7 protein-coding genes are annotated in these 12,108 nt (G+C 59.3%); 4 read left to right on the top strand and 3 right to left on the bottom strand.

The annotated features are described in order from the left end of the window. Nucleotides 1–124 precede the first annotated feature (124 nt). Entirely contained in the window at nucleotides 125–1,141 is a 1,017-nt protein-coding gene (locus EKN07_RS02650; RefSeq protein ID WP_108715174.1) for a glycosyltransferase family 2 protein, read from the bottom strand. Nucleotides 1,142–1,351: 210 nt separating this feature from the next. Between EKN07_RS02650 and EKN07_RS02655 the strand changes: the two genes are divergently transcribed. From EKN07_RS02655 to rfbB, 3 genes are all read left to right on the top strand, one after another. Next, complete coding sequence (locus tag EKN07_RS02655; protein ID WP_126145583.1) at nucleotides 1,352–4,231, top strand: 6-pyruvoyl-tetrahydropterin synthase-related protein; 2,880 nt, start codon at nucleotides 1,352–1,354, stop codon at nucleotides 4,229–4,231. A 117-nt stretch (nucleotides 4,232–4,348) separates the two neighbouring features. Then, nucleotides 4,349–5,656, top strand: a complete 1,308-nt coding sequence (locus EKN07_RS02660; RefSeq protein ID WP_108715170.1) for a UDP-glucose/GDP-mannose dehydrogenase family protein — start codon at nucleotides 4,349–4,351, stop codon at nucleotides 5,654–5,656. Between the two features lie 327 nt (nucleotides 5,657–5,983). Then, nucleotides 5,984–6,976 (top strand): dTDP-glucose 4,6-dehydratase, encoded by a 993-nt coding sequence (gene rfbB, locus EKN07_RS02665; RefSeq protein ID WP_108715169.1) that lies wholly within the window; start codon nucleotides 5,984–5,986, stop codon nucleotides 6,974–6,976. Between the two features lie 231 nt (nucleotides 6,977–7,207). On the opposite strand, the gene EKN07_RS02670 is transcribed toward rfbB, so the two are convergent. Beyond that, a complete protein-coding gene (locus EKN07_RS02670; protein ID WP_108715168.1) occupies nucleotides 7,208–9,526 on the bottom strand; it encodes an N-acetylmuramoyl-L-alanine amidase in 2,319 nt (772 codons plus the stop codon). A 135-nt stretch (nucleotides 9,527–9,661) separates the two neighbouring features. Beyond that, nucleotides 9,662–10,525, bottom strand: a complete 864-nt coding sequence (locus tag EKN07_RS02675) for a glycosyltransferase family 2 protein (RefSeq protein WP_240611394.1) — start codon at nucleotides 10,523–10,525, stop codon at nucleotides 9,662–9,664. A gap of 162 nt (nucleotides 10,526–10,687) precedes the next feature. On the opposite strand from EKN07_RS02675, the gene EKN07_RS02680 reads away from it, so the two are divergent. Next, a complete protein-coding gene (locus EKN07_RS02680) occupies nucleotides 10,688–11,956 on the top strand; it encodes an LCP family protein (protein WP_108715167.1) in 1,269 nt (422 codons plus the stop codon). Nucleotides 11,957–12,108: the final 152 nt, after the last annotated feature.

A 12,108-nucleotide genomic window follows, 5' to 3' on the forward strand; every position in this document is an offset into this window, starting at 1 on the left:
AGCTCTCTCACCCTATGCCCACGCGCGGCCAAGCCATCCAAGATCACCCCGACACGGGGGTGCCTGCGAATGTCGTAAGTGCCGAATCCGAGAAGTCGCACGGTTCACTCCCACCTACAGACAACTAGTCGTTATCGGATTGGCGCTCTGATGTTTCGTCGTCGTCGCTTGCCTCCGGTCCCGGTCGCGCAACAGACCGAGATTCCGCGTATTGGACTCTTTTCACTCGTTCGAGTGCATCTTCAATCAGAACACGGTTTGTCTTCTGGAGGTCGGCAATAACGATCAACGCGAGAGAGAGCAGGCTAGCCACCAACATCGCCGAGCCGAAGATAAGCGACTGGACGTGACCACCACTTTCGCCCTGAATTGCATACACCAAGAAACGCACAAAAGGAACAATCCCTAGCACTCCCGTAATTACCGCGAGCCAACCAAGCGGGATGTGCGGTTTGAACATCAGGAAAGATTTGATGATAGCGCTCGCTGATTTCGCCATGTGCTGGAAGATGTTGTTGAACAGGCGTGACTCTCGCGTCTTCGCGTTGGTCGTCACCGGTACCGACGCTATCCGCAACCGCTTGTTCCCAGCCTGGATGATCGTCTCCATACAGTAGGAGAACTTGGTGATGATATTGAGGCGATACAGTGCCTCACGCGAATAGGCCCGGAAACCAGAAGCTGCGTCGGGCAGGTGTGTGCCAGCGGCGATATTCACGATCTTCGAGCCAAACGCCTGCATCATCTTCTTAAAGGGCGAGAAATGAGAGATCTTCGCAGTCTGCCGATCAGCGATTGCCACATCAGCCTCGCCCGCGATCAATGGAGCAACTAGATCCGGAATACGTTCCTGTGGGTATTGGTTGTCGCCGTCCGTATTGACCACAATGTCGGCACCGTGGGCAAGTGCGTAGTCAACTCCATCGCGGAAAGAACGGGCCAGGCCCTGGTTCCGAGCATGCCTAACGATGTGTTTCACCCCGAAGGACTGCGCCACCTCGATTGTGCGATCCGTGGAGCCGTCATCAATCACGAGAATCTCCAACTCATCGACGCCCGGAATCGTCTCCGGAATCGACTCCAGCACCAAGGGAAGTGTCTTCTCCTCGTTAAGGCACGGGATCTGTACGAATACCTTCATCTGTTCCTCTCCAACCGTCCCTAGGAGATTACCGCAAACCAACGCCCGATGTGGCAGTCCCGCCCAGGTTCGTCCCACCCATAAGCCCATCAATCGGCTCAATGCGACCGCGTTGCCGAGCATCCCACACACGCTCTAACGATATGACTAAGATGGTACCCAGAACGCAATCCACGCTTGAAACCACGTACTTCTGTCGAATGGACCACAATGAATCCTGCGCTCAAACGCCGCCTCTGCCTCGGTGCATTCTGGACCGCTGTCGCCGTGTTTCTGTGGATACGCCTGGGTGAGAGTCTCGTAGGAGCCACGGTTTTCGGCGCATATGACATGCTCGACCTCTACGCTCCCTGGAATTCAATGCCCACCGCCGGCGACGAATACCTCAACAACATCTACGTGACCGATCTCATCGACTCTTCTATCCCGGCAATTGCCGAAATCCAAACGGGCCTCGACGCCGGAGAGATCCCACAATGGTCCAACATGGTCGCTGGCGGGCAACCTTTGCTCAGTGGCCCGAACCTGGGGCTTGCGGCTCCTGGTCGGTGGGCATGGCTGGTGCTACCGATCACAGTTGCGCCGGCGTGGGCGAAACTTTTCGAGATCGCCTTCGGAATGGCGTTCGCGTTCCTCTTTTTCCGTCGGTTGAAGCTCTCCGTCTTCGCCGCCTGTGTTGGCGCCTTCATCGTTCCAATGACAGGTTTCACAATTGCATGGACCGGTTGGGCACAGAGCTCAGTGGCGATCATCATTCCCATGCTCTTCTGGGCGGTCGAACGCTACATGGCCGAGCGCCGCTGGAGAGACATCGTCCCCGTAGCCCTGGCGGTCGGGTTGCTCATGCTCGGAGGATTTCCCGCGGTGGCCGGGCACACGTTATATGTATGTGGGATTTACGCAATCGTCCGGGTCATCGGCACTCGCACGCAGGCGGGCTGGAGGCCACCGCTGACCGACCTTGTCAGACTGGCCATCGGCGTGGTGCTCGGTGTGGCCCTTTCCGCAATACAACTACTGCCCTTCGTCGAACTCACATTACGAGGCGGGGATCTTTCATACCGCGATGGCATGTCGCAGTCTTCGGACACCATTGTCAGTTGGTTCACGATGGTACTTCCCCGCTCTTTCTCCGACCACGAGGCCGCGTTCCAAGACTACGCATCGTATGTCGGGGCCATTGCGCTGCTGCTCGCCGCGCTCGGACTCGCTGCCGCACTACGGCGCCGGATCCCTCGAGGGATCAGTGCCTTGTTCCTCGGTGTGATCGGTTTTGCCGTACTGCTCACCGTCGGCCAGGGAACCTGGATTGACATCGTACAAAAACTGCCAGTCTTCGGTGGCAATCCACCCGGTCGGTTCCGCGCCCAACTCGCCATTCCCTTCGGAGCATTCGCGGCGATGGGGATCGACTGGTTGCGAAACGATCCCGGCGAATCCGACTGGGCGAAACCCGACCGGCTGAAACCCGGATTCTCACGGTCAACACTTGCCATTGCGAGCGGCGCATCCCTATTTCTTGCTTTCCCCATGGCGTACGTCCACGTCAACCGGTACGCAGCAGATCTACGCACCGTCTGGTACATCGATGATCTTCGTTGGGCCTACTGCGGGTTGTTGGCAGCGTTGGTGCTGATCTGTTGTGCGCTTCTTGTCCGGCACCTGCGAACCATTGCCGTTGTACTGCTTGGCGTTGGCGTCGTTGTTCAAGCTCTGGCGCCTACGGCGTTTTTCTGGCCGATTGCCGACAGAAATGAGGTCTATCCGGACTCGGAGGCACTCGACTATCTCAGCCGAGTTGTTGGCCACAATCAGGCGGGGACCGCAGGGCTCGCGGCAAGGCCGAATGTCGCCACGGTTTACGGCGTGCGTCTTGCTAACGGCCACTCTTTCGCAACTCCGGCTTGGAAGGAAGTCCTTACAGCTAGCGACCCCACCGCCTATATCAATGGTGGAACCTACTCCTTCCTCAGTCCGGCGCTGACACCGCTTATTGATAATCCTGGACTTGATCGCCTCGGCGTCACACATATCATCGCCAGTTCGGCTGAAGACACACTGGGAGCCTTTGGCTTCCCCAATGCCATGGTCGGCGACCGTGACGAGGGCGAGATCCCTGTCCGGACGCCATCTCCACACACTCTACAGGCGGAAATCAGCGCAAAAGACCTCGTAGGCGTCGGCACTTACGTGAATTCCGACGGTATGTTCTCCGCTTCTGCTACCGTCACTAACTCCGAGGGAGAGGTTCTGGCACACAACACTATCAGTCGCGCGTCTACCTCCGGGACCGTTCCTCTAGACATTCCTCTACTTCTCAATAGGACAGTTGAGAACTCGGAGATCTTGACCGTTGAGGTCACGTTAACCGCCACAGCTCCAGGCACCACCGTGATGCTCGATACAGACAACGCGAGTCCCCGCCGATTGTGGGGAATACGGAGAAACAACTCGTTCTATCCGGTTTATGTGGGAGAAAATGCCGTCGTTTACGAGCGTGCAAATGCCTTGGACCGATTCCGTTTTGCCTCCGACTACGACGTCATCTCCGATGCATCTGATCGCGTCGCGGCAGTGGCTCAAAGCCCTGTTGACGCGAATTCGGTGATTCTTTCCGAACATCCTAAGCAGACTCCCGCGACGAAATCCACCGGCAGCGTCAACGTCGAAGTCGACACGGGCGATCTTTTGTCTTTCTCCGTCACCTCCAGTGGCGGCGGCTGGCTCGTTGTTGAGCAGAGCGTTTTGGGGCGTTTCTCAGCCACGGTGGATGGCAATGAGGCCGAGCTTATCGAAGCGGACCACGCCGGTGGCGCCGTTTTTGTTCCTGCGGGAACCCACAAAGTCGTCCTTTTCTATGACCTTCCATCGGAGAGAATCGGCGCATATGTCACCGTATCCGCTGCAATTGCGCTTCTGATCCTGTGGTTCCTGCCTGTGGTGCTTAGCAGGCGACGTTCACGGCGAATATCAGGTGACGCTCCAACGAGCAGCGCCGACAACGCGGCAGATATACCTCGTCCGGAAGGCACTGACCTGCATGCTTCGGCGACGGCACGGTCCGCTTCCTCAAACGCGAAGTACCGATAGGTCACGCACTGGAAGCCTGCCTTGCGCCCAGCGGGTTCCGCATTGATCTTCCGACTAGCCGCCTGACTCCATGTTTTCTGTTTCGGTCCACGGCCCTTTGACGGTATCTTAGTCAGCATGAAGATTTGCGTAATCGGCTGTGGTTACCTCGGCGCGGTCCACGCGGCCTCTATGGCGGAGCTTGGGCACGATGTCGTTGGTATCGATGTGGACGAGGCAAAGATTGCCCTTCTTTCCGCTGGCCAGTCTCCTTTCGTTGAACCTGGATTCGACGAGATCCTAGCCCGCAATGTTGATTCTGGCCGCCTGACCTTCAGTACGGACTACGCGGCGACCGCTGACTGCGAACTGTACTTCATCGGCGTGGGAACTCCGCAACGTCGCGATTCTCATGGCGCTGACCTGACGTACGTGCATGCCGCTATTGACGGACTCCTCCCCTATCTGCGCGAGGGCGACGTTGTTGTGGGCAAATCCACCGTCCCCGTGGGAACGGCTGCCGAGTTGGCATCGGCCGTTGAAGCCAAGGGCGCGTGTCTGGTGTGGAACCCGGAGTTCCTGCGCGAAGGTTTTGCGGTGAAAGACACACTGGAGCCGGACCGTATCGTCTACGGCCTGCCGGATGATCCACAACTCGCCGCACGCGGCCAAACCGCTCTAGACACGTGTTACGCAAAGATCCTGGCCGACGGAACGACACCGCGCCTAGTCATGGACTATCAGACGGCAGAACTCGTGAAGGTCTCAGCGAACTCCTTCCTCGCCACGAAGATCTCCTTCATCAACGCGATGGCGCAGGCCTGCGACGCCGTCGGCGCCGATGTTGGCAAACTGGCCGAGGCCATTGGTCTTGATGACCGTATCGGTAAGAAGTTCTTACGCGCAGGTATCGGTTTCGGCGGCGGATGCCTCCCGAAAGATATCCGCGCCTTTCATGCCCGGGCCGCGGAGTTGGGGCTGAATGAGACCTTCAACTTCCTCACCGAGGTGGAACTCATCAACGAGTCGCAGTGCGGTCGCGCAGTCGACACCCTCAATGAGATGACCGGCGGCCTCGAAGGAAAACGGGTGGCGGTTCTTGGAGCGGCGTTCAAGCCGAACTCCGACGATCTCCGGCACTCTCCGGCGCGCACGATTGCCCGTCTGCTCGAGGAACGCGGCGCCGACGTCGTCGTCACCGATCCCGGTGCCGGTCCGATCCTTGCCGCGCAGGGTGATATTGATGTGGCTGCCGACGCCACGACCGCAATCACGGGTGCTGATGCCGTGCTCCTCGCCACCGAGTGGAAGGAGTTCAGCGAGCTCGACCCGCAGGCGTTGGCACCGTTGGCGCGCGGAAAGGTCGTGTTGGACGGCCGCAATGCGCTTGATGCCCAGAAGTGGAAGGATGCCGGCTGGAGCTACCGCGGAATCGGCCGCCGCTAGCTGACCGGGCGTAGCGCTAGCTGACCCGGCGCCGCACCTTCGGAGCGAGCGTTCGGACGACGGCTGCCGCGGCGGCGATTTCAGCATCGCGGGCACTGTTCCTTCCGGATAACCACATCCCGTGGATGCCTGGCACTCGTTTTGGCGTGCAGTTCTTCCCGCCGCGCTGTCCTTCCTGCCGCGTTGAGCGTCTGTTCCCACCCCGCGGCACTTCGCTACGAGGTATACACGCGTTCAAAAACGCTTCTCTGCGCAATTCGAAGTGCCCCACCCCGGTGGTTCATGGCAGACTTGTTTGTGATACCGGACCGACGTGAAAGGAAACATATGCGAGTCCTTGTGACCGGAGGCGCTGGATTCATCGGCGCCAACTTTGTGCATTCCACCATCGAGAATCACCCGGATGCCGAGGTGACTGTGCTCGACAAGTTAACCTACGCCGGTAACCCGGACTCCATTGCCGGATTGGAGCGGGTACAACTCGTTGTTGGCGATATCGCGGACGCAGACACGGTGGATCCGCTAGTCAAAGACGCCGACGTCGTCGTCAACTTCGCCGCCGAATCCCATAACGACAACTCGCTCAACGACCCCTCCCCCTTCATTCGCACCAATATCGAGGGAACCTTCCAGATTCTGGAAGCGGTACGGCGGCACGGAACTCGCTTGCACCATATTTCGACCGACGAGGTCTATGGCGACCTGGCAATCGATGAGCCGCGCAAGTTTGCGCCGGGCGACCCCTATAAGCCGTCCTCGCCGTATTCGTCATCCAAGGGAGCCTCAGATCTGCTGGTGCGCGCCTGGGTGCGCTCCTTCGGCGTGCCGGCCACCATTTCCAACTGCTCCAACAACTATGGCCCCTACCAGCACATCGAGAAGTTCATTCCACGCACCGTCACGAATCTCATTGACGGAGTGCGCCCCAGGGTCTACGGCACCGGAGAGCAGGTGCGCGACTGGATTCACGTGCTCGACCACAACTCCGCCGTGTGGGAGATCATCAACAAGGGGCGTATTGGCGAAACCTATCTGATCGGTGCGAACGGCGAGAAGAACAACCTTGAGGTCACCAAAATGATCCTCGCCGAGTTCGGACGCGACCCCGATGACTTCGACCATGTCAATGACAGGCCCGGCCATGATCAGCGCTACGCCATCGATAACTCGAAGCTGGTGGAGGAAACCGGGTGGCAACCGTCCTTCCAGGACTTCGCCGTCGGCCTGCACGCCACCGTCGAGTGGTACAAGGCCAACGAGGCGTGGTGGCGCCCGCAGAAAGAGGCAGTGGAGGCCAAGTACGCCAAGCAGGGGCAGTAGGCCCGCGATTTCCCCTGCTCGCGGGAAGCGCGCAGGCAGTGCCGTGCGTGCATGCTGGGCAGGCGCAGAACTCCTGCGCTCCGCCGAGCGAGTAGAGAAAATAACGGAGGGGCCGGGCTGAGATTCCCGGCCCCATTCCGATTGGACCTCGTGCCCCATTCCGATTGGACCTCGTGGCGTGGTGCGGTTCCTCTCTCGGGACCGCGCGTTACCAAGCCGTGCGAGAGGGTCCTAATGCACGATGCCGAAAGTCTGGGTTCCGTTCCGGTTCCAATCGCCTACCACAATTTTCTCCGATGCGGTTCCATACGAGAACGTTCGGTCTGCTTGACCGCCCTTCAGAGTATTCGTCACGTAGAGCGTGGTCCCGCGTCGTACCGCCAGCGAGTCACCTCGCTGTCCATTGAATTTCCCGGCATAGGCTTTGTCTCCCACGGTTCCATAGGCGACTATACGCTCTGCCTTTCCTGTAGCAAGAGTATTACTGAGGTAGAAGGCGTTTCCTCGGTGCACGGCCAGAGTGTCCTTTCCGTCACCATTCCAGTCACCCACAAGCACGTCGTCGTCGGCCCTACCGAAAGTGATCACCCGATTCGCCGGCCCGCTGCTCAGGGTGGTGCGAATGTAATACGCGTTTCCGCGGCGCACCGCAGGAGTGTCTATGCCATCGCCGTTCCAGTCGCCAAAGACTACGGCGTCGTTAGCCTTTCCGTAGGTGATCACCTTGTCGGCGGATCCCATGGAGAGGGAGTTGCGGAAATAGTAGGTTGCACCACGTCGCACAACAGGGGTGTCCTGTCCGTTGCCGTTCCAGTCACCGACATAGACCTCGTCACCAGCAACACCGTACTGGAAGACGGAGTTGAATGTGGTGTTCCAGCCATTGCCGAGGCAGAGCACCTTCCCAGTAGATGAGGTCGGGCAGCCCGGTGTCACTGCGGGCGTCGTCGGAGTCGTTGCGGTGCCGGACTTAGCTGCCTTGTACTTCGTAGAGACCTGCGAGCGGATCGTACCGAAGTAGTTGTAGATATTGCCCGGGCACGCGGTGTTCGCTACGTCCTTGTGTCCGGAGATGCGCGGCAGTGGCGTTCCTCCAACCAGTGGCGAATTGTTGCTTGCCGGAACGGTCAAGGGACTTGTCGAGTTGGGGTCAACCCCGGCGGCGACAAACTTCCACGCGATCACATCAACCAAGGCATCGATAACCGTCGTCGACGGATTGATCTCCGTGTAGAGCCCCATGACGGAAACTCCCATTGTGCCGCTGTTGCGCGGAACCGCATGCGCTCCGATCACCATCTTGGATGCCGGTGCCGAGAGCGTTCCGGATCGGCCCTCCCAGCGACCGCCATACTTATCGATCAACACGTTGTAGCCGATGTCGCCCCACCCGCGGGTTACCGCATGGTAGCGATAAATCCCCTTGATTACGGAAGGAACCTGTGCTTGCGTGTAGTTATTCGAACCGGCGGTGTGGTGCACGATAACACCCTGGAAGGCGGCGTATTGCGGTGTCCATGTCATGACACTCTCATCCGCTCCCCACGCCGAACGCGACTTGATATTCACACTGTTGGCCATCGGCAGCACCCCGTTGAGCAGGTGGGCCGCGTTTGTGGTGGTGGCAGAGGCTCCCCGCGCGGCCGCGTAGCTGCCCGCCGGGGCTGCGGAGGCTGGCTGCACGACGCTTGCCAGCTGCACGTCCTCCTCGTCGGCCGTTGCATCAGCCGTGGTACTGGAACTGATCAGACTGGCCTCTTCCGCATTCACAGCTTCGTCGGTCAGAGTATCGGCAGCGGGTAGCACGTCCGTGGTTTCGGTTCCATCCTCGGCCACGAGGTCGCCGTCGGCATCATACGCAATATCAATGCGGAGCCCCGCCGGGAGATCACCATCTCCCCTGCTGATTCGTACCTGGATACCGGTCGAAGCACCCGAGATGTAGTATTCCGTTCCGGGTCGGCCGTCTGCGGAGTCTTCGCTGGGCAGCACATACCAGTCGGACCACACCGCACCGTCCAGCGTTCGCACCTCGACGGCGGAGCCGATGGGCAGATCGCCAGAATCCCAGGTGAGGCCGGCGACGGCGAAGGGCGCGTCAATAGCAATCGGATCGGTGAAAAGCGCGTACTCCTCCTCCAACTCGGACTGGTCGGGTTCGTCAACATCCGTTTCATCGGCATCCGTCTGCGGCTCCGCCGGAGTGGTGGCGGAATCGCCGTCGCCATCGGTCGTATCGTCACCGGATGTTCCGGTGCCGGACTCTACCTCCGAGTCGTTGCTGCTTGGATCCGTTGCGGTCTCATCTGTGAAAGGATCGACCGTTTCGTCGGTTTGCGCCACGTGCGACGTCGTCTTCACAACCTCTGTTGCGCCATCGCCATCGAAACCGGAGCGTGCGACATCTGTTTCAACGCCGCTACTCGTCACAAGTTCAATGGCGATACCGCCTAGTTTGGCATCATCTCCGGTGGCAGCAGGCAAGGCGATAAACGATCCGAGAAGTAGCGATAACGCACTTGCTGCTGCAGCCGTTCGGGATGTGTTCATAGTGGTAGTCCCTTCGTTAGCCTCCGCAGACCAGTGTACGAAGATTCACCAATATTCACAATCCTTGCCAAAAATCTCAATTATCACACGAGTCTCAGGGCAGGCCGATGAGCGACACACAGGCAAGCGTTGGCGCTACCGGCTCGGTCGCCCCCTCCGAGCACCACGGACCTGCGCAACCTCACGCATACGCAAACCAAGGCGTAAAGCCCAGCGCAGGGGAGCTTGGTACGGCGCATGGTAGACGCCATCAATGTAGTGAGCGGCAGAGCGGTGATGTGCACGGATCATATTCGCCGGTCGTTCCCTCCAACTCGCCCCCTGTTCATGCATGACCTCCACCCCGGGCACGTAGATGCTTTGCCAGCCCGCCGCCTTAAGATCCTCGCCCAGCTGTGTGTCCTCAAAGAACATGAAATACGAGGTGTCGAATCCGCCAACCTGTTCAAATGCGGCCATCCGCATGAGCAAAAACGCACCGGAGAGCCAGTCCACCGCGTGCGTACGCTCCAGCGACTCATTGGCACGATAGGCGGCAGTGAATGGGTTGGACGGCCAAACTCCACTGAAAACAGCATGCCCAGCCCCGGAAATCAGGCGTGGGAAATGCCGCGCGGAGGGGTACACTTCGCCCTCTGGCGTGCGAATCAATGGCCCGAACGCGCCACCCCGGGGCCACGCCCGCGTTTCGTCCAGCAACGCATCAATGCAGCCCGGGCTAAGCACAACATCGGGGTTGACCACCAAGAGCCATTGCCCCGCAAAACCTTCAGCACCGAGATTGACCGCTCCGCCATAACCCAGATTAGAACCCGAGCGCACAACGCGACCGCGGTAAGTGGCTGCGACATCGTCAACGGTGCCGTTCTCCGTGCCGTTGTCAACGATGACGAACTCATAAGGCAGGTGAGTCGCCGCATCGAGCGAGGCCGCAAGTGTCGCGAGTTCACTACCCGGGTTGAAGGCAACTGTCACAATTCGCAGGGACGGGTATTCCACGAACCAAGCCTAACCTGAATCACCCGCAACTGGAGTCTTCCCGGGGTAACTCTATTGAAACCATGGATTACCTGGGAAGCAGCTCCATTTTCGAGTGTGAGTATCCCTAACTTCTGCGCTGATACACGCGCCTTCCTCACCGCGTCCTCTATTATAGGCACGATGAGTAAGTCGGGTCGTGCTGCGGCACATTTGAAGAAGACGGTCTCGCTACGACACCGCGGCCGCGTTGTGGCGTTGGCGTTTTTCGCTGCCCTGCTCACGGTGGGTTCTACGGTCGGCATTGGATATTCCGTCCTACAAGGCAACATTAAAAAGGACAATCCCGAGGAGCTCATTGGTACGGAACGCCCGAACGCCGAAAACACGGAAGCCATGAATATCCTCGTTCTGGGATCCGATGTTCGCTCCGGTGCCTCCGACATTGACGGCGCTGGAGCATCCGGTGCGGTCGATGGTATGCGCGCCGATACCACGATGATCGTGCATATTTCCGCCGACCGCTCACGGGTGGACATCGTCTCCATTCCACGCGACACACTGGTGGACATCCCGTCATGTTCGGTACGCAATGAACCGGGCTCGCCCGAAACATTCGATACCGACGAGCAGTACGATGCCATGTTTAACTCCGCCTTTGCCATCGGTGGGCAGACCGGCGACGTCGGCTCTGCCGCCGCGTGCACGATGAAGACGGTCGAAGCACTGACCGGCATTCGGCTGACCGGCTATATCGTGGTTGACTTCGGATCCTTCCAGGAAATCGTGGAAGCGCTCGGCGGTGTGCCGATGTATTTCGAGGAGGACATGTACGACTCCCTGGCCGGACTCGACGTGAAAGCGGGTTGCCGCCTGCTCAACGGTCAGCAGGCACTGGCCTTGGCGCGCGCCCGCAAGGAAATTGGCGACGGGTCAGACATCAGCCGTATATCACGGCAACAAGACCTGGTAGGTGCCATGGTGCGGGAGGTCCTCGACATGAACCTTCTCACCGATCTGCCTAAGCTCTACCAGGTGATGGAAGCCGGAACTGCCTCGCTCTCGACCAGCGACAACTTGGGCAATATCACCACACTCGCCAGTCTGGCGAACTCACTACGGAATATCAACCTCGACTCCATTAACTTCATTACTATGCCCTGGGAATGGGCAGGTTCCCGTGTTACCGTTGGGGAGGGCGCGGATCAGATCTGGGAAGCTTTGGCGAATGACACCCCGGTTACCGTCACAGTCAACGAAGAGGGCAAGGTCGTGGATCCTGATGCCGCCAATAATCCCGATACAGCGGGCGATGAAACCGACGGCGACACGACGGAGGACGTAGACACGTCGACTCCAACAACGACCATCCCCGCTTCCGTACCGTCTGCCGACGCACCATCAACCAGTACGACGACGCCGACCTGCAATAAGGAGAATGCCGTTGGCTGAGGACCAAAAACAGCCACCGTCCTTTGAGCCGAAGCGACGGCGTGCGCGCCCGAGCGCCGATGGTGCACGCACGGTCGGCTCCCGCCACGGCGCACTCCATTCACCGGCGAATTCGCCTCGCTCCAACAACGCGGCGTCTGCCTCTGCGGGCC

The sequence above is a fragment of the Actinobaculum sp. 352 genome (assembly GCF_003957265.1).
Classification (GTDB): Bacteria; Actinomycetota; Actinomycetes; order Actinomycetales; family Actinomycetaceae; genus Asp313.